Here is a 22,755-nt window from a genome sequence, read left to right on the forward strand (position 1 = left end):
CCGCCGGTGCGTCCCGCCGACCGGCGCTGACTCTCCGTACCCGGCCACGGAACCGCGCGCCCCGCGCGCGGCGTCCTGGGGGGCGTGCAGCGTCATGGCTACGGCGGTACGCCCGCCCTCCGATACCGCTACCGCGTGGCGGGCTGTGTCCTCCTGGCAGTGCATCTCCTGGTGCTCGGCTGGCTCGCCCTGCGGCCGCTGACCGCGCCCTGGGTGACGCCCGCGCGTCTGGAGCCGCTGGCCACGATCCGGGCCGACCTGGCGCTGAGTCCCTGGGACGCCGCCCGGACGATAGGGGCCGGGGTGCTGCCGTTCGCCCCGCTGGGGCTGCTGCTGCCGTGGGCCCACGGCCGGATCGCGGTGTCGACGGCGGGCTCGCTGGCCCGGACGGTGTTCACCAGCGCGATGTTCTCGCTGGCCCTGCAGGTGGTGCGCGGCGGCGTGGTGGGCCAGGTGCTGGACGTGGACGCCCTGCTGATGAACGTCACGGGGGTGACCGTGGCACATCTGGCGGTGGTGCCGATGATCCGGGCCCGGCTACGCCGCAGGGGCGAGGCGGGTCCTACCCGGCCCCTCCGCCGGGAGGACACGGACCGGGGGCTGACCCCGACGATCCCCAGGGTCGGGATCGCCCCGTGGAGTGACGCTTTGCCCGGGTCGCGGCCGTAGCGTTGAGAGCGTCGGGAGAACGTCGGAAGAACGTCCTTCCGACTCGGGACATCGTTCCCGTCCACTCCCACCGACGCCTCACAGACGTCCGACGACAAGGAGTCGCCGCCATGTCCGCTCCGCTGGTCCGCCCCCGTAACCACAGGATGATCGCCGGAGTCTGCGCGGGCCTGGCCGAGCGCTTCGGGATGTCCCGGACGACGATGCGGGTGATCTTCCTGGCCTCGTGTCTGCTGCCCGGCCCGCAGTTCGTGCTCTACATCGCGCTGTGGATCCTGATGCCCGCCGAGGGCAGCGCCCGCGCCGCCTCGAAGTCCTCCGCCTGGTGATCCCCGGTGATTCCCTGGTGATCCCCGCCCGGCGGCCGTTCCCGCCGGGCGCCGCGCCCTGACGGCACACCGCGGGCCGCGCACCCCCCAACCGGGGTGCGCGGCCCGCGGTGCTGCCCGTCCCGTACGTCTCGTCCCGTACGTCCCGTCCCCGCGGGGAGGCGTGCTCGTGGCCCGGCGCCGTCAGGAGTTGGGCGTGCCCAGGCCCGGCAGCGAGATGCCGTTGGGGGCGATGGACTTGGTCGGCAGGGCGGCGAGCAGGCCGGCGTTGCCCTTGTTGTCGGTGTGGGCGCCGGTGAGCTTGTCCAGGGGCAGGTGGGGCGCCAGCGCGATGTCGCTCGCCCTGGCGGTCTGCTCCAGAGTGCCGGAGCGGATGAGCTGGTCCCCGGCGACGAGCAGCGGCCCGCCCATGGGGCTCAACGGGGCCAGCTGCGCCACCGGGAGCCCCTTCGCCGCGCCGGTGGTGGTCGTGGTGACCGCCTCGAGGGTGCCGGCGGAGGCGGTGCCGGACGCGGCGACGGCGAAGGCGGCACCGAGAACGGCGGCACCGAAAGCCTTGAGAGATGCCTGCTTCATCGGGAGATCAGTCCTCATGACAGGGTTGGCGGGAAATGCCGAACGGCACAGCAACGTAGCGACGACCGCACCACCCTTGCAATGAATGACACGAAATGAATGCGGCCGGGACGTGAAGTCCCGGCCGCATTCACCGTATGAGCCTCGCCGACCCCCGGCCGGGGCGGCATGAGGAATTGCTGGTCAGGCGGTTCCGGTCGCCGTCTGGCGGAACAGCCACTCCGACTTCAGCTCGGCGTAGCCCGGCTTGATCACATCGCTGATCATGGCGAGGCGTTCGTCGAATGGGATGAACGCCGACTTCATGGCGTTGACGGTGAACCACTGCATGTCGTCCAGCGAGTACCCGAAGGCCTTGACCAGGTGCTCGAATTCCAGGCTCATGCTGGTGCCGCTCATCAGACGATTATCGGTGTTCACCGTCGCCCGGAAATGCAGCTTACGAAGAAGTCCGATGGGGTGCTCTTCGTATGAAGTGGCAGCCGCGGTCTGGAGATTCGAGGTCGGGCACATTTCCAGCGGAATGCGCTTGTCGCGGACGTAGGACGCCAGCCGGCCGAGCGTGACCGTGCCGTCCTCGGCGATCTCGATGTCGTCGATGATGCGCACGCCGTGGCCGAGCCGGTCGGCGCCGCACCACTGCAGGGCCTGCCAGATCGACGGCAGGCCGAAGGCCTCGCCGGCGTGGATGGTGAAGTGGTTGTTCTCGCGCTTGAGGTACTCGAACGCGTCCAGGTGACGGGTGGGCGGGAAGCCCGCCTCGGCGCCGGCGATGTCGAAGCCGACGACGCCGGTGTCGCGGTAGCGGTTGGCCAGCTCGGCGATCTCCAGCGCGCGGGCGGCGTGCCGCATCGCGGTCAGCAGCGCGCCGACGCGGATGCGGTGACCGTTCGCGCGCGCCCGGCGCTCGCCCTCGCGGAAGCCCTCGTTGACGGCCTCGACGACCTGCTCGAGGGTGAGCCCGGCCTCCAGGTGCTGCTCGGGGGCGTAGCGGACCTCGGCGTAGACCACGCCGTCCTCGGCCAGGTCCTCGGCGCACTCGGCGGCGACCCGGACCAGCGCCTCGCGGGTCTGCATCACGGCGCAGGTGTGCGCGAAGGTCTCCAGGTAGCGCTCGAGCGACCCGGAGTCGGCGGCCTCGCGGAACCAGATGCCGAGCTTGTCCGGGTCCGTCTCGGGGAGCTTGTCGTAGCCGGTGGCGGCCGCGAGGTCGACGATCGTGCCCGGGCGCAGTCCGCCGTCGAGGTGATCGTGGAGCAGCACCTTGGGCGCGCGGCGGATCTGCTCGGGGGTCGGGCGGGTGCCCGACGGAGAAGTCGCTTGGGAGGTGGTCTCGCTCGTCATTTCGGCACTCTAGCCCCTACGCGCGTAGATGGTGGCGAACGATACGGAACGGTGACCCATCGGCGGGGTGGACACCACCCGTCCTTCTGCCATCGTTGTCTGCCATGGTGCAGCAAGCGTTGCCGCAGCGGGATCCGGAAGGATCGATGGGCCCAGTGGGGCCTGAGGGGCAAGCGGGGCTGGAGGTGCAGACCAGCCCGCCATGGACCCGGCCCCGCGCCGCCGGGCGGACCGGCCCGCCGGACACGGCCCGCCTCGGAAAACCGCTCGGCGCGTCGGGCGTCGGCAGCGATGTGCACGGCGTGGCCCTGCTGCTCCCGGGCGGCTCCCCCGCCGGGCTGCGCCGCCCGGCGCTGCGCACCCTGGCCGCCCAGCGACCTCTGGTCCAGCGACTGACCCGGGCGGGTGAGACGCAGGGCCTGGTCGTCCATCTGGTCCGCTACCGCCACCGCGGCTGGAACGGTTCCGCCGCCCACCCCGTGGCGGACGCGCGATGGGCGGCGGACGAGGTGGTGCGGCGCTACGGCGACGTACCGGTCTGCCTGATCGGTACGGGCATGGGCGCCCGCGCCGCGCTGCGGGCCGCCGGCCACCCGGCCGTCACGACGGTGCTGGCGATCGCCCCCTGGCTGCCCGAGCCGGAGGCCGTGCTCGACCCCGACCCGGTGCGCCAGCTCGCGGGCAGACGCGTGCTGATCGTGCACGGCACCAACGACGAGCGCACCGACCCGGACCTCTCCTACCGCCTCGCCGAGCGCGCCAAGAAGGTCAACCGCGACGTGTGCCGCTTCGAGGTCCACTCCGACGGCCACGCCCTGCGCCAGCACCGCCCCGAAGTGCTCGCCCTGGCGGCCGACTTCGTCCGCGGCTCGCTCTTCGGCCACCACTACGCCCGCCCGCTCGCGGACGCGCTGGCGGCCCCGCCGCCGCTGGGGCTGCGGATGCCGCTGGCGTCGGGGTTCGGGGCGTCGCTGCGGTACTAGGGGGTGTCTGCCTAAGGGGGTGTCCGACGGATCAGCGGTGGAGCAGGAGCTGGCCGCGGCGCGAGAGCAGGAACTTCTTGAAGGCCGCCACCGGCGGCGTGTCGGGGTGCCCGTCCAGCCAGGCGACCCCGATCTCGCGGACGGCGCGCGGGGCGGTGACCGTGAGCTCCACGACGCCGGGGCGCGGCACGGCGGGCGGCGGCAGGAGCCCCACGCCCAGCCCCGCGGCCACCAGCCCGCGCAGCGTCTCCGGGTCCTCGCCCTCGAACGCCACCTTCGGGGTGAAACCCGCCTCGGCGCACAGCGCGTCGGTGATGCGGCGCAGCCCGTAGCCCGGCTGGAGGGTGACGAACAGTTCGCCCGCGGCCTCGGCGAGGCGGATGCGCTTGCGGGTGGCCAGCGGGTGGTCGTCCGGCACGACCAGGCGCAGCTTCTGTTCGTCGAGGCGTCGCGAGACCAGGTCGGGCTCGTCCGGCACCGGCGAGGTCAGGCACAGGTCCAGGTCGCCGTCGCGCAGCCGCTCGATCATCGCCTCGCCGTAGTTCTGGACGAGCTGGAAGCGCACGCGCGGGTGGTCGGTGCGGAAGGCCCTTATGAGCTCGGGTACGGTCTCCGAACCCATGGTGTGCAGGAACCCGAACGCGACCTTTCCGGCGGCCGGGTCGGCGTCGGCCCGTACGGACTCGGCGGCGCGGTCCACCTCGGACAGCGCGCGGTCGACGGTGGCGAGGAAGGTGCGGCCGGCGGCGGTGAGGGAGACCGTGCGGCCGTGGCGGGCGAAGAGGGCGACGCCCAGGTCGTGTTCGAGCCGGGCCATCGAGCGGCTGAGCGTGGACTGCGGCATGCCGAGCTGCTGCGCGGCGCGGGTGACGTGCTCGTGGCGGGCCACGGCGACGAACTGCGCGAGGCGCGGGGTGAGGGTGGCGGCCCAGGAGTCGGCCTCGACATCGGCTGTAACAGGAATGTCTTTTTCGTTGCCGGGCGATGACAAGGGCCGCTGTGACCTGCGTTCATGCAACACGGGATCGATTATCGCCATTCTGTGCATTGGACGCATAGATGCAGCCGCCATACGGTTTCCGTATGCCTCCTGCCGATACCGGGGCATCCGTCGTCGTCATGCGTTCGGGTGCCTCCACCGCGTCGTCCCTTCCCTCCGATGACACCCGGCTGGTCCCGGGCGGCCCCGGCTACCGCCGGATGAGCTTCGCGCTCTTCGCCGCCGGAGTGGCCACGTTCGCCCTCCTCTACTCCACGCAGGCCCTGCTCCCCGCGATCTCCGACGACCTCGGTGTGACCCCCGGTCAGGCCAGCTGGACCGTCTCCGCCGCGACCGGTGGCCTCGCCGTCGCGGTCGTCCCGCTCAGCGCCCTGTCCGAGCGCTACGGACGGCGGGCGACGATGACCGCGGCGCTGTGCGTCGCCGCCCTGGTGGCCCTCCTCGTGCCGTTCGCCCCCGACCTGGGCTGGCTGACGGCGCTGCGCGCGGTGCAGGGTGCCGCGCTGGCCGGCGTGCCGGCGTCGGCGATGGCGTACCTGGCGGAGGAGGTCCGCGCCAAGGCCCTGGTCGGCGCGATCGGCCTGTTCGTGGCGGGCAACAGCATCGGCGGCATGGTCGGCCGGATCCTGACCGGCTGGGTGGCCCAGGCCTGGGGCTGGCGCGCCGGGCTCGCGGCGGTCGGCGTCCTGGCGGTGCTGTGCGCCCTCACGTTCCGGCTGATGGTCCCGAAGGCACGCCACTTCAGCCCGGCCCCGGTGTCGGCGCGCGCCCTGGCCCGCACGGTGGGCACCCACCTGTCCGACCCCCTGCTGCGCCGCCTGTACCTGATCGGCGGCCTCTTCATGACCGTCTTCGGCGCGGTCTACACGGTCATCGGCTACCGGCTGGCGGACGCGCCCTTCTCCCTCCCGCAGGGCGTGGTCGGCTCGATCTTCCTGATCTACCTGGTCGGTACGGTCTCGTCGGCCGCGGCCGGCAAGCTCGTCGGCCGCATGGGCCGCCGCGGCGCCCTGTACCTGGCGGTGAGCACCACCACCGCCGGCCTGCTGCTGACCCTGACCTCGTCGCTCACCGCAGTGCTCGCGGGCCTCGTCCTCATCACGGCGGGCTTCTTCGCCGGCCACGCGGTCGCCTCGTCGGCCGTCAGCCGCGCCGCGAAGACCGGCCGCGCCCAGGCCTCGGCCCTCTACCAGACCGCGTACTACCTCGGCAGCTCCGTCGGCGGCACCCTCGGCGCCCTCGCCTTCAACGCGGCCGGCTGGGACGGCACCGTCGTCCTCGGCTTCCTGGCCATGGCCGGCGCCGTCTCGGTCACCCTCTGCGGCACCCGCCAGGCCCTGGCGGCCCGCCGCGCCGCCCCGGTGGCCACCCGCCGTGTCCCCTCGGCGGTGGCGGGACGCGTGTGACGCCGGGTCGCTGCCGCTGACCCGGCCTGACGCGGCCTGACGCGGAGGCTCGAAGGCCCCGCCCTCCACCTGTCCTGGTGGGGGGCGGGGCCTTCGGCGTACGGCATGCGGCGTGCGGTCAGGCGGCAGGGAACGCTCCCGTGTCGATCACGAGGTCGAACGGCGCGGGGAGAGGGATCTCGTCCCCGAACTTCCCGGCCTGCAGGACGCGGTAGACGTCGCCCTTCGGCTCGCCGTAGAGGGTGATCGTCGGCCCGCCCTGAGCCCACTGGTCCACCAGCAGGTACAACGGCACCCCTGCGTGCGCGTACGCGGCGGGCTTGCTGACCCTGTCGTGGCGAAGGCTGGACTTCGACGTGATCTCCACGATGAACGAGGAGGCGTCCGCCGGAATGAAGTGCTCGGACTCGGACAGCTCGACCAGCGCGGCCTCCGGCACGACGACCAGGTCGGGGATGAAGAGACCACTGCGCGAGGGCACGGAGACAGCAAGCGTCTGGTAGATCCCCCAGTCCTCGGGGATCACCTTGTACAAGGAACGCTGCAGCTTCTCCGCGATGACGTTGTGCTTGTTGGCCGGGGCGGGCGACACGGTGACGATCCCTTCAACGATCTCCACCTTGCAGCCCTCGGGTGCGTCCGTCTCGAGCCAGATCCGGACGAGATCGTCCCAGCCCTGCTCCGGCTCGTGGTCGACGGTGAGTGCGCTCATGGCGGTCTCCTCTATCGGTACGTCACCGACCCCAGCATGCCGAACGGCCGCCGGAGCGGTCCACCGCTCTCGTTCACCCATACGAGGGCGCTGGGCCCGGGCGCCATGCCGGCCCGAGGTCAGAGCGCGGCGGCGCGCCTGCGCACCAGGAGGTTCTGTGCTCCAAGGCCGACCGCCAGGTACGCGTACAGCGAGGCGGGCCCCAGGATCCCGGCCCCGGCCGCGTGGTCGATCCACAGGCCCAGCCCCAGGTGCACGGCCCCCGCGGCCACCCACAGCCCGGTCGTGGCCGTCGTCCCCTTGCGCAGCACCTCGCCGCCCTGAGGGTCGCGCCACACGCGTACGGTCCGAGCCCTGGCCACGCCGAAGCCCGCCGCCACGGCCAGGCTCGCCACCAGGAGGACGACGGGCATCGCGGTCAGCGGACGGTCCCTGACGACCGAGGCGACACCGAAGGCGGTCGCCGCGACGCCCAGGACGCCGATGACCGCCGGGGTTATCAGCGAGCCGACGCGCCGCACCGGGCGGGTGCGCAACTGCCGTCGCACCACCAGTCCGACGACCACCACGGTGATGGCGAGGGCGGCCCCGCCGTGCGTGCTCTGCATCCCGACTCCCCCGTGCATCCCGCCCGTCCCGTCTGTTGATCATCTCACCGGACGGGAAACGGCGGGTCCAGGGCCTGCCCGGGGAGAGTCGGGGTTGACCTCAAGTCTGGTTGAGCTTCTAGGTTCGGGGGAGCCGATGTGGATGTACCGGAAAGGAACGGCCATGAGGACGCTGGTACTGGGAAGGATGCCCGCCCGGGTGACGGAGGTGCTGGCCACGCTGCACGCGGACGGCTTCGACGCCGAGGGAGTGAGCACCGACGAGGAGGCCCGAAAGCTGCTGGAAACCGAGGAGTTCGGGGTGCTGATCATCGGTGGGGGTGTGGACGCGGACTCCCGCGCAGCGATCAAGGAGTTCGCGGCAGAGCACCGCGTGCGGCGGGTGATCGACAGCGCGCTGACGCCGCCGTTCGACGCCTACGTACGGCGGGAGCTCGAACCGCTGATCCGGGAGACCGCTTCCCAGGGGTGACGGGCATGGCGCGCCGGCGCATACCCGGCCCGGCGAAGCACTACTGAGGGCTGTCCGACGGTTCGCTCGGTCATGCGATCCGTCGGACACGCCTCAGCGGTACGAGGAGAAACCCGGCTCGATGCCGAGGGACTTCAGCCAGCGCATCTCGCCGAACCAAATGATCTAGTACTTGGCGGGAGCGGGAGAGCGGCCCTTGCGGTTCCCCGGCCGACGGGCCCGTGATCGACATCACGGCCCCGTCCACTCGTCTACTCCTCGATCGCCCCGCCGACGCGGCGGAGGTGCCGGCGGAAGGTGTACGAGGGGTCGTCGGCGCGGCGGGCCAGATAGTCGTCGAAGGACGTCTGGCGGCGCAGCGTCTGGCCGGCCCTGATCTTGCGGGCCTGTTCGCGCTCGGTGTCCCGGATCCGGTGGGCGGTCGCGAGAACGCCCTCGACGCGGTCGGCCGGGACGAACAGCACACCGTCGTCGTCGGCGAACACGACGTCCTCCGCCGTCACCAGGTGCGGGCCGAAGCGGGCGCTGGTCAGCGCCTCCGGCTCCCGGTCGTCCACCCGCGTCGGGCCCGGCGGGTAGCTGCCGTAGCTGAACACCGGAACGCCGATCTCCACCAGCTCCGGCGTATCCCGGTGCAACCCCCACACCACCATCCCGGCCACCCCCGCCGACTCCGCCTCGAGCACGGCCAGGTCGCCGACGCACGCCTCGTCCACGCGCCCGCCGTTGTCGATCACGAGTACGTCGCCGGGTTCGGCACGGCCGAACGCCTCGAGGAACACGTCGACGCTTCCGTAGTGGCGGGTGGGCAGGACGCGTGCGGCGAGGCGATGCCCCGGCACGACCGCCCGGATGCCGGGTGGCGCCGCGCGCAGTGGAACACCCTCGCGGACGCAGGCATCCGCGACCAACGGCGTGGACAGCTCGGCGAAGTCCTTCAGCATGGCCGTCACCTTAGCCCTCCGGCCTTGAGGGCACGGGGGAGTTTCCACCGCCGCTGGACGAGGACTTGAGCCACCACGGTCAGGCCGATCAGGTCGTGAAGTCGTAACGGACTCCTGTGAGCTGCTCCGACAGGTCCCACAGGCGGCGGGCGGCCTCGGGATCCGTGGCGGACTCGGCCGGCTGCACGAGGGTGGGGTGGCCCTTCGCCTCGTTGCGTCCGTCGGGTCCGATGAACTGCCCGCCTGTGGCGTGCGGGGAAGCCGCCGCGTAGAGCTGGTTGAGCGCGCCCATCTCGACGTCCTGGGCGACGAGGCGGTTGGTGACCTTGAGGATGGCCTTGAGCAGCCCGGTCGGTCCGGAGGACTGGAGGTTCGTGGCCGAGTAGCCGGGGTGGGCCAGGACGCTGCGGACCGGGACGGCGCTCGTACGCAGTCGCCGGTCCAGTTCGAGGCCGAACAGTACGTTGGCGTACTTGGACTGGGCGTAGAACCCGCGCGGTGAGTAGGAGCGGTCGCCGTCGAGGTCGTCGTAGTGAATGGCTCCGTTCTTGTGGAGGGTCGACGTGACCGTCACCACGCGCGGGTCGCTTCCGGCCCGCAGCCGCTCCAACAGCAGGCCGGTCAGGGCGAAGTGCCCCAGGTGGTTGGTGCCGAACTGGGACTCGAACCCCTGCTTGGTGAGGGTGCGCGGCGGCATCATGATCCCCGCGTTGTTGACGAGTACGTCCACGGGTGCGTCGAGGGCGTCGGCGAACGCGTGGACCGAGTCCAGGTCGGCCAGGTCCAGGGCGCGCAGCTCCAGGGCGGGATCGGTGAGTTCGCCGCGGAGCCTGTCCAGCGCGGCTCTGCCTTTGTCCGCGTTTCGTGCGGTGAGGATGACGTGGGCGCCGTGGCGGGCGAGTTCTCGCGCGGTGACGTAGCCCAGGCCGCTGTTGGCGCCGGTCACGATGACCGTGCGGCCGGTCTGGTCCGGGATGTCGTCCGCCGTCCAGCGGGCGGGGTCGGCGAGAGCGGTGGTCATCGGGCGTCTCCTTCCGGTTGCTGCGGGGCGCGGAGCAGGTCGTCGACGCTTGCCGCCAGCAGCCGGTGCAGGTGGGCACGGTCGACGGGGAGTTTGCGGATGGCGTGCAGAGCGGCGAGGCCGTGCGCGGTGGCCCAGATACGGGCGATGCGGTCGTCGTTGGGGTCCGTGATCCCCAGGGCGTCCGCGATCACGGCGCCGACCGCTTCGCCTTCGGTGACGGTGTCGGCGGAGGGCACGTGGACGCCGCCGAGGCCGTACATCACCTGGTAGACGTCCGGCTCGTCGAGCGCGAAGTCCAAGTAGGCGGCCGCCGCGGCCTGGACCGACGTGCCGCCCGAGCGCATGATGTCGGCGAGCCGGACGAAGCCGTCCTTGACGAAGGCCAGCAGGATGTCGTCCCGGCCCTTGAAGTAGCGGTAGGCGTAGTTGGCGGAGTAGCCGATCCGGTCGGCCAGGCGACGCATGCTCACCGCGTCCCAGCCCTCGGCGCGGGCCAGCTCACGGGCGGCTTGCAGGATCTCGGTGCGCGTTTCGGCACGTTCCCGCTCCCGGCGCTGCCGGGACTTGGAGGGCTCGGGCTCCTGCCCGGGGGGCGTCATGACGCGTCGCCCTCTTCCCGGCTCCCCGCGCCGGCGGGCGCACCGGGCATGTTCATCGGCGCCAGCAGGCCCAGCTGGGTGAAGAACTCGACGGTGTTGAGCTCGTCCCAGTGCTCGACCGCCATGCCGTCCCGTACCCGCCAGATGTCCAGCGACCGCATCTCCACCGGGCGGCCCGTGGGCTCCTCGCCGAGCAGCGACCCAAGGTGGGTGGCACGGTAGGTGAACCTGCCGACCACACGGTCTCCGTCGACCAGGACGTCCTCGAGGGTCACACGGGTGTCGGGGAAGGCGGCGAACCAGCGGCCCCAGAAGGCCCGGTTGGCTTCCCGGCCGTCCTCGACGTACGGGTTGTGGTTGACGTAGTCCTCGGCCACGAAGCCGTCCACGGCATCGGGGTCGTGGCCGTTCATCAATGCGGCGAACGCGTGCGCAACAGTCTGCTGAGACATCAGATCCTCCGAACGTCGATGTGGTTACACCGTACACGGTGTGTACGGTGTAACCAATAGTCCGTCCCGGAAAGATCGACAGTCAGGCCGCCGGCAGGGCGGCATCGATCACCCCAGCCCACCGGCCTTGACGGTGCGGAGGAGTGTGGCCCAGGTGGTGGGGGTTGTGGTGATGACGTCGGCGGGGCGGTCGCTCTCGCGGAGGCGTATGAGCCCGCCGGGGGTGAGGGCGGCTTCGAGGCAGGCGCCTTCCGGGCCGGTGCTGAATGAAGACTTCTGCCATGCGGGGTGAGACATGTGGCCACCTATCGCAATTCGTGCAGGATGTGCTGGAGCAGGCTCAGCGAGTCCCGTGCCTCGTGGGCCTCGGGCGTGGCCGTCGGATCGACGGGGGCGAGGGCCATGGAGGCAAGTCGCTCGAACATTTTGCCGTAGTCGGCGATGCCCTTTCCATCCCCGATGAAGTCCGCGGCGGTCGGGCCCTCCCGGTACAAGGTGTCCAGCTCCGGAGTGGAACCGCCATAGAGGATGAACGAACCGCTGTGAGCGGAGTAAGGCCCCATCTCAAAGGGGAAGATCTGCAAGGTCACATGCGGTAGGCGCGCAATCTCGATAAGCCTCAGCAGCTGCATGCGCATGGTCTTCGCGTCCCCGACCAGCATGCGGAGCCCCGACTCCGGGATGATGGCGTGATAGCTCCGCAAGCCCCCCAGGACTCGTTGCCGATCCAGCCTGAACTGCACCCATCGTTCCAGGTACGGGTGATCACCCACGATGTCCGAGATCACAGCGCGGGCATAGTCACCGGTCTGGAGCATGCCCGGGATGACCGACGCCTCATGGGCCCGAATGCTGGTGGAACGCGATTCCAGTTCCGCCAGGTCAAGAGCCATGCGCCCCAGGACATCCCCGTACTCGTCCCACCAGCCCTTGCCTGATTCCTGAGCCATCGCCATGAGCGCATCGAAGTACGGGCCCGGCTGACAATCGTATGCACGCAGCAACATGTGAAGCCGGTTCCTCGACACATCGAGACGTCCGACTTCGATGTTGCTGATGCGCGCCCGGTCGGCCTCCAGCAGGCCAGCAGCCTGATCGCTCGAAATGCGGGACCGCGTACGGAGTTTGCGTAGCTCGGACCCGAGCCGACGCTGCCGCTCACTCGGCTGCTTCCTGGGTGCCATCCAGAACCTCCTCGTCATTGCTGGCAGTCTGCCGAGGACGCATCGGAGGGATCCACTCCAATCGACCCCGCATCACCCACAAGGGTCAACTGGCGGGTGAATCATTGCTTGTTGGTGAGACATCTCACTACCGTCGAAGTCGGCCATCCGAACGTCGGGATCACGGAAGTGCACTCGTGTCAACGGCCGTTGGCCCGGGCAACGCCACCGCGCGCATCCCTCTCCCCCACCCAGGAGACCCAATGACACCCCACCCCTCCCCCGACTGCTCATTCGTCTTCCCACCCCACCCGGCATGGGTGCGCGCAGCGCGCGAAGCGGTGCGCACGCTGCTGGCGGCGGCGCGGCGGAGCGATCTCGCCGATACCGCCGTGACGCTCACATCGGAGGCGGTCACCAACGCGGTCAACGCCTGCCGGGCGAAAGGCTGCACGACGCCGGTCACCCTCGTCGCGGAGTGGACCGGGCCGGGGCACCTGCGGGTGCTCGTGCACGACGGCGCGGCGGGGCTGCCCGTACGGGGGCACGTGGCGACGGACGAGGACGAGTCGGGCCGTGGCCTGATGCTGATCGAGCACGGCGCGGACGCGTGGGGAGTGTGCGCGCACGGGCCTGGGCCCGGCAAGGCGACGTGGTTCGTCCTCGGCGTGCCGACGGCCCGGACCGCCCGGGCTTGCTGGTCGAGCGAGCGAAAGGGTGAGACGGGGTGCACCGACTGCGCGGAGTTGCTGGCCGCGCAGCGGCGGGCCGTCGATGACGGCGGCACGCACCAGGCGGTTCAGGCGACGGTCGCCGTGCGGCAGCACGTGCAGGAGGTGCACGCGTCATGAGCGTGGGGATCGACTGCCCGCACTCCGCCGGGTGGACGCAAGGCCAGGACGGCGTGTGGACCTGCCAACGCTGCGGTACGCGACGCTTCGCGGACTACGGGGCCCTTCGGCCCCCAGGGCTGCCCGAGCCGCGGAAGCCGACCCGTGCCGCCCGCCGCGCGGCGGACCGTAGCGCGGCGAGCTACATCGCGTACCGCCTGCCACGCGGCATCCGCGCCCGCGCCCGGTTTACGCGGACACCGGCGGCTTCGCTCCGCTGACGGCGGCGTCGAGCAGCCTCTTCGCGGCCACCGTCGTCCCGTCGGTGCGGATCGCGCCGGCCACGGCGGCCGCTCGGGTGCGGGTCTCGGGGGTCAGGACCGTCTTGAGCGCGGCCGTCAGGGACTCGGTGGTCGGGGTCGGGCCGTCGTGCGCCGCGCCGATGCCCAGTTCGGCGACGCGGGCGGCCCAGTACGGCTGGTCCGCCATCTGAGGTACGACCACCTGGGGCGCGCCGGCTCGGGCGGCCGTGGTCGTGGTGCCCGCGCCGCCGTGGTGGACGACGGCGGCGACCCGGCCGAACAGCGCCTGCTGGTTGACCTCGCCGACGGCGAAGCAGTCGGCCTGGTCGTCGGTCAGGGCCAGGTCGGCCCAGCCGCGGGAGAGGAGTACGCGGCGGCCCTGCGCGCGCACGGCCTCGATGGCCGCCCGGGTGACGTCCTGCGCGTCGCGCAGGGGCATGCTGCCGAAGCCCACGTACACCGGCAGGGCGCCGGCGTTCAGGAAGGCCTCCAGGTCGGCGGGAAGGGGGCGTTCGTCGGGCCGGATCCACGCGCCGGTCTGTACGACGTCGAGGTCCGCCGGCTCCGGCCACGGGCTGAGGGTCGGGTCCGCCGCCAGCCACGGGTGGTCGGTGAGGACGTGGTCGCGGACGTCGTCCACCGGGGGCAGGCCGACCGTCGCCCGGTGGGTGTTGATCGCCTCGCCGAACAGCTCGTGGATGTTCTCGGCGTTCAGGTCCCACAGGACCCGGTTGTCGGTCACGTCCGGGGGGACCGGTCGGCCCGGCCACACGAGCGGCGGGTGGTGCGGCGACGGCAGGTACGTCGGGAAGTAGGCCACGAACACGTAGGGGATGCCCAGTTTCTCGGCCACCGCCCGTGCGGCGGCCGCGGCGGGGATCAGGCCGGTCGCCACGACCGCGTCACAGCCCTCGGGCGCCGCGGCGACCGCGGCGACCGATTCGTACGTCGCGGCGAACATCTCGGCCGCGCGCTGCCGCATGCTCGTCGGCGGCGCCGGTTTCGTCGCGGTCACCGCCTTGGTCGCCATCTCACGGATCGACGGGCCCAGCGGCACCAGCGGGAAGCCGGCACCGTCCAGCAGCTCCGCGAAGTCCGGCGGCGCGCACACCCGCACCTCCGCGCCGAGCGCCCGCAACCGCGTCGCGAGCCCCACCATCGGCTCGACGTCCCCGCGCGACCCGTACGACAGCAACAACACACGCATTCGGCGACTCTCAATCCCCGTAGATTCCGGCCTCGATGGCCGATTCTGCGGCACGGCCGGGCGGCAGCGATCACCGACGGGTACCGGACGTCGTCGACGACCTCGCGCTCGCGGCGGCCTTCGTCGCGTTCCCGGCGGATGAGGCCCTAGCGTTCACTTTCTATTCATTGCAACGAACAGGCGGCTGATGTTGCATTAGATTCAGCATCATTGCAATGAAATTGCGGCTTCGACCTGCATTGACGCCGATTCTTCGCAACGAGAGTGTTGCGGGATCCTCGAACGCAACGTAGCTTTTGCGGAGTCAGAAACGACAAGCCGAAGGAAAGCATCATGCAGAAGTTCGCCACCGCCGCCCCGATCGCCGCCGTCCTCGACATCCCCGCGGGCCGCATCCAGTTCATCGCCGCCGACCGGGCCGACGCCACGGTCGAGGTCCGGCCCGCGGACGCCTCGAAGGGCCGCGACGTGAAGGCGGCGGAGCAGATCGAGGTCGCGTACGCCGACGGCGTGCTGCGGATCCAGGCCCCGGCCGCGAAGAACCAGTACTTCGGCCCCTCCGGATCCGTCGAGGTCACGGTCCAGCTGCCGGCCGGCTCCCGCGTCGAGGCCAAGGCGGCCGACGCCGAACTCCGGGGCGTCGGACGACTCGGCGACGTCGCCTTCGAGGCCGCGCACGGCACGATCGGGCTCGACGAGGCCGCGAGCGCCCGCCTCACCCTTCTCGCCGGCGACATAGCGGTCGGCCGCCTGGGCGGCGACGCGGAGATCAGCACCGAGAAGGGCGACATCCGGATCGCCGAGGCCATGCGCGGCACGGTCACGCTGCGCACCCAGGCCGGCGACCTGTCGGTCGACGCCGCCGCCGGCGTCTCCGCCTCCCTGGACGCCGGCACCGCCTACGGCCGGATCCACAACGCGCTCAAGAACACGGACGGCGCCGCCGACCTGACCATCCGCGCGACCACGTCCTACGGCAACATCACCGCTCGCAGCCTGTAAAGAGGAACACCCCCGTCGGATGGAACTCTCCCGGCACGTCGAGCCGTTCGGCCGGCGACGCGAGCAGGCGTCAGGGCCGGGCCTGCCATTCGGTGGCGAGGATCGCCCACATCTGCTTGTCGTGACGGACGCCGTCGTAGGGCCAGAACTCGCGGCGCACGCCCTCCTGGGTCATGCCGAGCCGCTTGGCCACCGCCGAGCTCCGCTCGTTGTCCGCTCGGCAGTGCCACTCGGCGCGGTGCAGCCCGCGGGTGGTGAACGCCCAGTCGAGCAGGATGCGGCACGCCTCGGTGATCAGGCCGTGGCCCTCGCCGGCCGGCTCGAGCCAGCAGCCGATCTCGCAGGAACCCAGGGCGGCGTTGAAGTCGACGAACATCACGCCGCCGACGAGCGTGCCGTCGAGCCATATGCCGTAGAGGCGGCCGCCGTCCGCCGCCTGGCGTTCGGCGTAGAGGCGCAGGGTGCCACGGGCCCCGTCGAGGTCGTCGGTGACGAACGCCGGGCCGACCCACGGGCGGATGTGGTCGCGGGCCCGGTCCATGTGGGCGGCGAACTCCTCGGCATGCCATGCCTCGAGCGGGGCGAGGCGGGCGTTGTCCCGTAGCGGGAGAGAGAACACGGTGAGACCCCCATTTACACAACAAGCGTTATGAGTATGTACCGTAGCAGCATGCCACGCACCAAGGGGGACCACGAAGCCCGTCGCCGCGACGTGTCCGAGGCGGTCTGGCGGGTGCTGGCCGCGCACGGCTTCGGGGGACTGACGCTCCGCGCGGTCGCCGCCGAACTCGACGCGACCACCGGCCTGCTCACCCACTACTTCCCCGCCAAACGCGACCTCCTCGCGCACGCCCTCGACCTGCTCGAACAGCGGACCTCCTCCCGCCCCCGGCCCGCCGGCGGGGACGGCCTGTCCGCCGTGCGGACCGCGCTGCTCGGCATCCTTCCGCTGACGGCCGAGGCCACCGCGAGCAACCGGATCTGGGTGTCCTCCTGGGACACCGCGCTCGCCGATCCCGCCGTGAGCGCGAACCACGCCCGCATGTACGCGCAGAGCCGCGACCGGCTGCGCGACCTGGTCGCCGCGGCCCAGCGGCTCGGCGAGCTGCCGGCCGGGGATCCGGCGCGCATCGCGGAGGGCGCCCAGTCCTTCGTACTCGGCCTGGTGGTGCAGGCCCTGCTCAACCCCACGGCGTTCCCGCCCGACCGCCAGGCCGGGCTCCTCGACGACTACCTGGCCGCGCTGGCCTCCGCCCCGCCCTCGCCGCGCTGACCCGGGCGCACCACGGGCCGCCCCGCCGGGTGGCGGAGCGACCCGTAGGACCGGCCGGAGAGATCAGCAGCCGGAGGTCCAGGTGTGGGAGCCGCCCCTGTCGTTCGCGCCGCCGTTGTAGCCGACCTCCTGACCGGGCGCCAGGCAGATCGTCACTTTGCCCAGCAGCTTGCGGCCCTCGTACACCTTGACGTGATCCTTCACTCCCGGTCCGGAGACGCCGTGGTTCGCCCACGAGGAGTCGTGCTTGAACATGTCGCCCTCCCACCAGCGGTCGTCGCCGCTGTGCTCGATCTTCATGCCGTCGAAGTTGGCGTTCGTCCAGACGCAGAAGTAGCCGCTGCGGCACTGCGCCGCCTGGGCGGTGGCCGATGTCGTCAGGACCGCGGCGGCGGAGATCAGGGCCGCCGTGAGGAGTGCGGTGAGGCGCTTCATGGTCGTGGGTCTCCCGTCGGTGGTGGGTCGGCGAGCAGGGTGGTGGCTTCGGTGAGCGCGTGGGCGCGCAGGCGCCGCCAGTCGTCGAGCTCGGCGTGGTGCAGGGCGCGGACCTCGGCGACGGTGCGGTGGGTGCGGTCGGCTTCGGGGCGGAGGTTGTTGACGATCACCGAGGCCCGGAACCAGCGGCGCTGGTCGCCGTAGAGCCGCTGCTGGGCGGCGGCCAGGCAGCCGTCGGTGTGGGCGCGTACGACGTAGCCGGTGGGCAGGGCGACGGACAGTTCGGCCGGTCCCGCGCCGAAGAGGGCGGCGGTGACGCGCCGTTGTTCGGCGGCGGGCGGGGGGCTCTGACCGGGGCGCGGCGGGGTGAGGCCCCGGCGGGCCAGGCAGGCGTCGGTGAGGAGGCCGGTGGCGGCCTTGACCACCTCGTCCGGGGCGGGCGGAGGCGGCGCGGGAGCCGCGCAACCGGCCAGGAGGCAGACCATGAGAAGGCCGCAGGTCGTCAGGAGACAGCGGGCCGTCAGGAGACAGCGGGTCGTCTGGAGCGGGAGGCCGGCCCGCGGCCCCGCGGTCCGTGCGAGAAGGCACATCGTGGGATCAGGCCGGTTCGCGCCTCGCGGTGGCGAACGCGGCGGTGTGTGTGACGAGTTGGCGCATGCGGGCCGTCCCCCGGGTGGCAGCGGTCGTGCTCGGCACGGCCACACTCCCCACCGTGTGCGCGGGCATGCGCCGCATCACCCGAAGAGGTGATCAAGCCCCTCGTCGGGCGACGCGGCCGCCGTCCGCGGCCCCCGTCCGCGGCCCCGCGCGCGTCAGCGCGGCCACGCGGGGTCGGCGCCGGGGCTCGATGCCGTCAGTACTGGGGCTCGAGACCGTCAGCGCCGGGGCTCGAGGCCGTCCAGGATGTGGTTCAGGCCGCGGGTGAAGTCCTCCTCGCGGGTGCGCTGCGGGTCCTTGTCGCCGTCGGGCGCGTACAGCCGGCGCAGCCGCGGGTAGGGCTCGACGGCTCGCCGGACCGCGGGCCAGGCCCGCTCCGCCCACTCGTCCTGCGTCAGGCCGGAGCCGGCGAGCTTGGTGAGCCACGCCGCCTCGGCGCTCGTCATGCCCATCACGTAGGCGACGACGGTGCTCAGGGCGCTGTCGGCGGCCTCGAGGCCGAAGCCGGCCGACTCGAGGAGCGCGAGCATGTCGTCGGTGATGCGCATGAGGTTGGGGCCCAGGTAGGCCAGGCCGGCGCCGCCGATGACCGAGCCGGCCCAGGGGTGGCGGAGGAGCATCGCGCGGATGCCGCCCGCGGTGTCGATGACGGCCTCGCGCCAGGCGGCCGGGTCGGTGACGGGCGGTACGCGCAGCTCGCCGTAGATCTCGTCGAGGACCAGCTCGATCAGCTCGTCCTTGTTGGCCACGTGCCGGTAGAGCGAGGTGGCTCCGGCGCCCAGGCGGGCGCCCAGCCTGCGCATGCTCAGCGCGTGGAGACCTTCGGCGTCGAGCAGCCGGACGGCCTCGGCGACGATCTGCTCCCGGCTGAGCGCGGGCTGGTCGCGCCGGGTGCGGGGCGGGCGGGTCCACACCGAAGAGATCTGCTGGTCATCGGCCGTCATGGGGCCTCCTCTCGTACCGGGTCAGGCTAGCGCGCGCCGGACACACTTGCGCACACCGTTCGCAGTGCGTACGGTGTGCGCATAGAGCGAACACCGTACGCATGACTTCCGGGGGGATCCCATGACCACCGCACGACTCGACGCGACCGCCTACCGAACCGCCGAGCAGCTGCTGCGGCACAACCGCTCGCGGCTCGTCCGCGGCGGCCGTGTCCGGCCGCGCTGGATCGAGGGCGGCGACCGCTTCTGGTACACCGTCGACACCGAGGCCGGCCGGCGCTTCGTCCTCGTGGACCCCCGGAACGGCACCCGCGAGCCGGCGTTCGACCACGAGCGTCTCGCCGCCGCCCTGGCCGCCGCCTCCGGGCAGGACGTGGACGCGGCCGCGCTGCCGTTCGCGGCGATCGAGCCCACCGAGGGCCACGTGGAGTTCGACGCGTTCGACACCCACTGGCGGTGCTCGCTCGAGTCCTACGGGTGCGAGAAGGCCGAGCGCGCGGGCCTGCCCGGCGGCTTCCTGGACATCCCCTCCCCCGACGGCGAGCAGGCGGTGTTCCTGCGCGGCCACGACCTGTGGGTGCGCTCGGCGGACGGCCGGGAACGCCCCCTGACCACCGACGGCGAGGCCGACCACGCCTACGGGACCAGCCCCTTCTCCCCCACCGTCCTGCTGGAGAAGATGGGCGTGCCCCATCTGCCGCCCGCCCTGGCCTGGTCGCCCGACTCGACGCGCGTCCTGACCCACCGCACCGACCAGCGCGAGGTGCGTACGACGCACCTGGTCGAGGCGGCGCCGGCCGACGGCGGCGCGCCGCGCCTGATCACCCAGCGGTACGCGTTCCCCGGTGACGAGCGGATTCCGCTCGGCGAGTTCGTCGTGCTCGACGTCGCCACGGGCGAGGCGGTGCGCGCGGAGACCGGGCCGCAGCCGTTGCCGCTCATGTCGCCGATCACCACCAAGTGGGCCTGGTGGGCCGAGGACGGCTCGGCGGTGTACCACCTGAACGGCTCCCGCGACGGACGCCGCCTGCGGCTGGACCGGCTGGACGCCGCCACGGGCAAGGTGACCGCGGTGGTGACCGAGACGGGTGAGACGCGCGTGGAACCCGCCCAGCAGCAGCGCCAGGCACCCATGGTCAAGGTGCTGGCGGGCGGGGCCGAAGTGCTCTGGTACTCCCAGCGGGACGGGTGGGGACACCTCTACCTCTACGACGCGCGCACCGGCGAGGTGCGCCGGCAGGTGACGTCGGGCCGGTGGGCGGTGCAGGAGATCCTGCGCGTCGACGACGACCGGCGGGTGGTGTACTTCGTCGCCTCCGGGATGATCGAGGCCGACCCCTACCGCCGTTCCGTGTGCCGCGTGGGGCTCGACGGCACCGGCTTCGTCCGCCTGACCGACGACGACCTCGACCACGTCGTGACCGTCCCGGAGAGCGGGCGGTACTTCATCGACTCCGCGTCCACCAGCACCACTCCCCCGGTGATCAGCGTGCGGGACTGGGACGGACGGGTCCTCGTCGAGCTCGAGCGCGCCGACATCGGCGGGCTGCTCGCCACGGGCTGGACGCCCCCGGAGCCCTTCCGCGTCAAGGCCGCCGACGGCGTCACCGACATCCACGGCGTCATCCACCGCCCGCACGACTTCGACCCCGACCGCCACTACCCGGTCATCGACCACCCCTACCCCGGCCCGCACATGCGGCGCGGATCCGCGTCCTTCGACAACGCGTTCTTCCAGCCCGACGCCGAGGCCGTGGCCGCTCTCGGATTCGTCGTCGTCGCGCTCGACGGGCGCGGCACGCCCGGCCGGGACAAGGCCTTCCACGACGTCTCGGCCCAGAACCTGGCCGACGCCGGCGGCATGGCCGACCACGTGGCGGCGCTGCGGCAGCTCGCCGCCGAGCGGCCCTGGATGGACCTCGACCGGGTGGGCGTCTTCGGCATCTCGGGCGGCGGCTACGCGACCGTACGGGCCATGTGCGACTTCCCCGAGGTCTTCAAGGTCGGCGTCTCCGAGGCGGGCAACCACGAGAACCGCAACTACCTCATGTTCTGGGCCGAGACCTACGACGGCCAGGACCCGGAGGTCTGGGCCCGCTCGTCCAACGTGGAGGCCGCCGACCGCCTCGAGGGCAAGCTGCTGCTGGTCCACGGCGGCATGGACGACAACGTCCATCCCCATCTGACGCTGCGCCTGGCCGAGCGCCTCATCGCCGCCGACAAGGACTTCGAGCTGCTGATCGTGCCCGGCGCCGAGCACATCTTCGCCGGCTACGAGCACTACGTCACCCGGCGCCGGTGGGACTTCCTGGTTCGCAACCTCCTGGGCGTCGAGCCGCCGGAGGGCTACCGCCTGACCCCGGCTCCGTTCGACTTCGACGTCATCGCGGACATCTTCGGCTGACGGACCCCGGGAACGCTGACGGACCCCGGGAACGGGAAGAGCCCCCGCCTGAAGAGGCGGGGGCTCTGTTCGATCGACGCGCGTCGCTCAGGCGATGCGGTCCAGCACGATCGGGTTCGGCGTGAAGGCCGTGCCCGCCGGGGAGATCTCCACGCCGCCCTCGAGGGCCTGGAGGGCGTAGTCGAACTTCTCCGGGGTGTCGGTGTGCAGCGTCATCAGCGGCTGGCCGGCCGTGACCGTGTCACCCGGCTTGGCGTGCATCTCGATGCCCGCGCCGGCCTGCACCGGGTCCTCCTTGCGGGCGCGGCCGGCGCCCAGGCGCCAGGCCGAGACGCCGACGGCGTACGCGTCGAGCGCGGTGAGGACGCCGGAGGTGGAGGCCGTCACCACGTGCTGCTCGCGGGCGACCGGCAGGGTGGCGTCCGGGTCGCCGCCCTGGGCGATGATCATGCGGCGCCAGTGGTCCATGGCCGAGCCGTCGGCGAGGGCCTTGGCCGGGTCGGCGTCCTTGATGCCGGCCGCGTCGAGCATCTCGCGGGCCAGGGCGATGGTGAGCTCGACGACGTCCGCCGGGCCGCCGCCCGCCAGCACCTCGACCGACTCGCGGACCTCGAGGGCGTTGCCCGCGGTGAGGCCGAGCGGGGTGGACATGTCGGTGAGCAGGGCGACGGTCTTGACGCCGTGGTCCGTGCCGAGGCCGACCATGGTGGAGGCGAGCTCGCGGGCGTCGGCGATGTTCTTCATGAACGCGCCGGAGCCGACCTTGACGTCGAGGACGAGCGAGCCCGTACCCTCGGCGATCTTCTTCGACATGATGGAGGAGGCGATCAGCGGGATGGCCTCGACCGTGCCGGTGACGTCGCGCAGCGCGTAGAGCTTCTTGTCGGCCGGGGCCAGACCGTCGCCCGCGGCGCAGATGACGGAGCCGACGTCGCGCAGGACGTCCATCATCTCGTCGTTGGAGAGCAGCGCGCGCCAGCCGGGGATGGACTCCAGCTTGTCCAGGGTGCCACCGGTGTGGCCGAGGCCGCGGCCGGAGAGCTGGGGCACGGCCGCGCCGCAGGCGGCGACGAGCGGGGCCAGCGGCAGGGTGATCTTGTCGCCGACGCCGCCGGTGGAGTGCTTGTCCGCGGTGGGGACGGGCAGGGAGGAGAAGTCCATGCGCTCGCCGGACTTGATCATCGCGGCGGTCCAGCGGGCGATCTCGGCCCGGTCCATGCCGTTGAGCAGGATGGCCATGGCGAGCGAGGACATCTGCTCGTCGGCGACCTCACCGCGCGTGTACGCGTCGATCATCCAGTCGATCTGCTCGTCGGTCAGACGGCCGCGGTCGCGCTTGGTGCGGATAACGGAAATGGCGTCCATCAGCACATTTTCCTTTGGGTTCGTAGTCCTCAGGTCTTTCCGGGGCCGGAAAGTG

Annotated in this window: 27 protein-coding genes; 10 read left to right on the forward strand and 17 right to left on the reverse strand. The window is 71.9% G+C overall.

Features of this window, described 5'->3' with window-relative positions; translation table 11 throughout:
* Positions 1-84 precede the first annotated feature (84 nt).
* Together AB4K12_RS21330 and AB4K12_RS21335 are read left to right on the forward strand one after the other, a co-directional pair.
* Positions 85-669, forward strand: a complete 585-nt coding sequence (locus AB4K12_RS21330) for a VanZ family protein (protein WP_362263083.1) — start codon at positions 85-87, stop codon at positions 667-669.
* Positions 670-779: 110 nt separating this feature from the next.
* Entirely contained in the window at positions 780-998 is a 219-nt protein-coding gene (locus AB4K12_RS21335; RefSeq protein ID WP_368435716.1) for a PspC domain-containing protein, read from the forward strand.
* Between the two features lie 183 nt (positions 999-1,181).
* Here AB4K12_RS21335 and AB4K12_RS21340 read toward each other — a convergent pair whose 3' ends face one another.
* Complete coding sequence (locus AB4K12_RS21340) at positions 1,182-1,574, reverse strand: hypothetical protein (protein WP_368435717.1); 393 nt, start codon at positions 1,572-1,574, stop codon at positions 1,182-1,184.
* A 183-nt stretch (positions 1,575-1,757) separates the two neighbouring features.
* Complete coding sequence (locus AB4K12_RS21345) at positions 1,758-2,918, reverse strand: adenosine deaminase (protein ID WP_362263088.1); 1,161 nt, start codon at positions 2,916-2,918, stop codon at positions 1,758-1,760.
* A gap of 293 nt (positions 2,919-3,211) precedes the next feature.
* Between AB4K12_RS21345 and AB4K12_RS21350 the strand changes: the two genes are divergently transcribed.
* Positions 3,212-3,901: an alpha/beta hydrolase gene (locus tag AB4K12_RS21350; protein WP_368436076.1), complete on the forward strand. Its 690-nt coding sequence runs from the start codon at positions 3,212-3,214 to the stop codon at positions 3,899-3,901.
* A gap of 31 nt (positions 3,902-3,932) precedes the next feature.
* Here AB4K12_RS21350 and AB4K12_RS21355 read toward each other — a convergent pair whose 3' ends face one another.
* Entirely contained in the window at positions 3,933-4,922 is a 990-nt protein-coding gene (locus AB4K12_RS21355) for a LysR substrate-binding domain-containing protein (protein WP_368435718.1), read from the reverse strand.
* 62 nt (positions 4,923-4,984) lie between these two features.
* Between AB4K12_RS21355 and AB4K12_RS21360 the strand changes: the two genes are divergently transcribed.
* Entirely contained in the window at positions 4,985-6,307 is a 1,323-nt protein-coding gene (locus AB4K12_RS21360; RefSeq protein WP_368435719.1) for an MFS transporter, read from the forward strand.
* Between the two features lie 118 nt (positions 6,308-6,425).
* Here AB4K12_RS21360 and AB4K12_RS21365 read toward each other — a convergent pair whose 3' ends face one another.
* Together AB4K12_RS21365 and AB4K12_RS21370 are read right to left on the reverse strand one after the other, a co-directional pair.
* Complete coding sequence (locus AB4K12_RS21365; RefSeq protein WP_368435720.1) at positions 6,426-7,019, reverse strand: Uma2 family endonuclease; 594 nt, start codon at positions 7,017-7,019, stop codon at positions 6,426-6,428.
* 119 nt (positions 7,020-7,138) lie between these two features.
* Positions 7,139-7,627: a hypothetical protein gene (locus AB4K12_RS21370; RefSeq protein WP_368435721.1), complete on the reverse strand. Its 489-nt coding sequence runs from the start codon at positions 7,625-7,627 to the stop codon at positions 7,139-7,141.
* A 163-nt stretch (positions 7,628-7,790) separates the two neighbouring features.
* On the opposite strand from AB4K12_RS21370, the gene AB4K12_RS21375 reads away from it, so the two are divergent.
* Positions 7,791-8,099 (forward strand): hypothetical protein, encoded by a 309-nt coding sequence (locus AB4K12_RS21375; RefSeq protein WP_368435722.1) that lies wholly within the window; start codon positions 7,791-7,793, stop codon positions 8,097-8,099.
* A 251-nt stretch (positions 8,100-8,350) separates the two neighbouring features.
* Here the strand turns inward: AB4K12_RS21375 and AB4K12_RS21380 are convergent, their stop codons facing one another.
* The 6 genes from AB4K12_RS21380 to AB4K12_RS21405 all read right to left on the reverse strand — a co-directional run bounded on the left by AB4K12_RS21380 (position 8,351) and on the right by AB4K12_RS21405 (position 12,302).
* The gene (locus AB4K12_RS21380) at positions 8,351-9,043 is read right to left on the reverse strand and encodes an RraA family protein (protein ID WP_368435723.1); all 693 of its coding nucleotides are present in this window, start codon (positions 9,041-9,043) and stop codon (positions 8,351-8,353) included.
* Between the two features lie 88 nt (positions 9,044-9,131).
* Entirely contained in the window at positions 9,132-10,064 is a 933-nt protein-coding gene (locus AB4K12_RS21385; protein WP_368435724.1) for an oxidoreductase, read from the reverse strand.
* Positions 10,061-10,666: a TetR/AcrR family transcriptional regulator gene (locus AB4K12_RS21390; protein WP_368435725.1), complete on the reverse strand. Its 606-nt coding sequence runs from the start codon at positions 10,664-10,666 to the stop codon at positions 10,061-10,063. Before AB4K12_RS21390 ends, AB4K12_RS21385 begins: the two co-directional genes overlap by 4 nt.
* Positions 10,663-11,118: an ester cyclase gene (locus AB4K12_RS21395; protein ID WP_368435726.1), complete on the reverse strand. Its 456-nt coding sequence runs from the start codon at positions 11,116-11,118 to the stop codon at positions 10,663-10,665. The genes AB4K12_RS21390 and AB4K12_RS21395 overlap by 4 nt, the downstream gene beginning before the upstream one ends.
* Before the next feature lie 108 nt (positions 11,119-11,226).
* Positions 11,227-11,415, reverse strand: coding sequence for a DUF397 domain-containing protein (locus AB4K12_RS21400; RefSeq protein WP_368435727.1), 189 nt, complete (start codon positions 11,413-11,415; stop codon positions 11,227-11,229).
* A gap of 8 nt (positions 11,416-11,423) precedes the next feature.
* Positions 11,424-12,302, reverse strand: coding sequence for a helix-turn-helix domain-containing protein (locus AB4K12_RS21405; RefSeq protein WP_368435728.1), 879 nt, complete (start codon positions 12,300-12,302; stop codon positions 11,424-11,426).
* 242 nt (positions 12,303-12,544) lie between these two features.
* Between AB4K12_RS21405 and AB4K12_RS21410 the strand changes: the two genes are divergently transcribed.
* Positions 12,545-13,132: an ATP-binding protein gene (locus tag AB4K12_RS21410; RefSeq protein WP_368435729.1), complete on the forward strand. Its 588-nt coding sequence runs from the start codon at positions 12,545-12,547 to the stop codon at positions 13,130-13,132.
* On the forward strand, positions 13,129-13,392 hold the full coding sequence (locus tag AB4K12_RS21415; RefSeq protein WP_368435730.1) for a DUF6255 family natural product biosynthesis protein: 264 nt from the start codon (positions 13,129-13,131) through the stop codon (positions 13,390-13,392). Before AB4K12_RS21410 ends, AB4K12_RS21415 begins: the two co-directional genes overlap by 4 nt.
* Here AB4K12_RS21415 and AB4K12_RS21420 read toward each other — a convergent pair.
* Positions 13,361-14,620, reverse strand: coding sequence for a glycosyltransferase (locus AB4K12_RS21420; RefSeq protein ID WP_368435731.1), 1,260 nt, complete (start codon positions 14,618-14,620; stop codon positions 13,361-13,363). The two genes, AB4K12_RS21415 and AB4K12_RS21420, sit on opposite strands and share 32 nt — an antisense overlap.
* A 333-nt stretch (positions 14,621-14,953) precedes the next feature.
* Here AB4K12_RS21420 and AB4K12_RS21425 point away from each other — a divergent pair, with 333 nt between their 5' ends.
* A complete protein-coding gene (locus AB4K12_RS21425) occupies positions 14,954-15,622 on the forward strand; it encodes a DUF4097 family beta strand repeat-containing protein (RefSeq protein ID WP_368435732.1) in 669 nt (222 codons plus the stop codon).
* A gap of 70 nt (positions 15,623-15,692) precedes the next feature.
* Here AB4K12_RS21425 and AB4K12_RS21430 read toward each other — a convergent pair whose 3' ends face one another.
* Positions 15,693-16,241: a GNAT family N-acetyltransferase gene (locus tag AB4K12_RS21430; RefSeq protein WP_368435733.1), complete on the reverse strand. Its 549-nt coding sequence runs from the start codon at positions 16,239-16,241 to the stop codon at positions 15,693-15,695.
* Positions 16,242-16,292: 51 nt separating this feature from the next.
* On the opposite strand from AB4K12_RS21430, the gene AB4K12_RS21435 reads away from it, so the two are divergent.
* On the forward strand, positions 16,293-16,895 hold the full coding sequence (locus AB4K12_RS21435; RefSeq protein WP_368435734.1) for a TetR/AcrR family transcriptional regulator: 603 nt from the start codon (positions 16,293-16,295) through the stop codon (positions 16,893-16,895).
* Between the two features lie 63 nt (positions 16,896-16,958).
* Here the strand turns inward: AB4K12_RS21435 and AB4K12_RS21440 are convergent, their stop codons facing one another.
* The 3 genes from AB4K12_RS21440 to AB4K12_RS21450 form a co-directional block, all read right to left on the reverse strand.
* On the reverse strand, positions 16,959-17,330 hold the full coding sequence (locus AB4K12_RS21440; protein ID WP_368435735.1) for a peptidase inhibitor family I36 protein: 372 nt from the start codon (positions 17,328-17,330) through the stop codon (positions 16,959-16,961).
* The gene (locus tag AB4K12_RS21445; RefSeq protein ID WP_368435736.1) at positions 17,327-17,815 is read right to left on the reverse strand and encodes a hypothetical protein; all 489 of its coding nucleotides are present in this window, start codon (positions 17,813-17,815) and stop codon (positions 17,327-17,329) included. The genes AB4K12_RS21440 and AB4K12_RS21445 overlap by 4 nt, the downstream gene beginning before the upstream one ends.
* Before the next feature lie 390 nt (positions 17,816-18,205).
* Positions 18,206-18,931: a TetR/AcrR family transcriptional regulator gene (locus AB4K12_RS21450; protein WP_368435737.1), complete on the reverse strand. Its 726-nt coding sequence runs from the start codon at positions 18,929-18,931 to the stop codon at positions 18,206-18,208.
* A 121-nt stretch (positions 18,932-19,052) separates the two neighbouring features.
* Between AB4K12_RS21450 and AB4K12_RS21455 the strand changes: the two genes are divergently transcribed.
* Positions 19,053-21,335 carry a DPP IV N-terminal domain-containing protein gene (locus AB4K12_RS21455; RefSeq protein WP_368435738.1) on the forward strand — a complete coding sequence of 761 codons (2,283 nt, stop codon included), beginning with the start codon at positions 19,053-19,055 and terminating at the stop codon, positions 21,333-21,335.
* 87 nt (positions 21,336-21,422) lie between these two features.
* On the opposite strand, the gene AB4K12_RS21460 is transcribed toward AB4K12_RS21455, so the two are convergent.
* Positions 21,423-22,706: a thymidine phosphorylase gene (locus tag AB4K12_RS21460; RefSeq protein ID WP_368435739.1), complete on the reverse strand. Its 1,284-nt coding sequence runs from the start codon at positions 22,704-22,706 to the stop codon at positions 21,423-21,425.
* Positions 22,707-22,755: the final 49 nt, after the last annotated feature.

This window comes from Streptomyces sp. C36 (assembly GCF_040932295.1).
Taxonomy (GTDB): Bacteria; Actinomycetota; Actinomycetes; order Streptomycetales; family Streptomycetaceae; genus Streptomyces; species Streptomyces triculaminicus.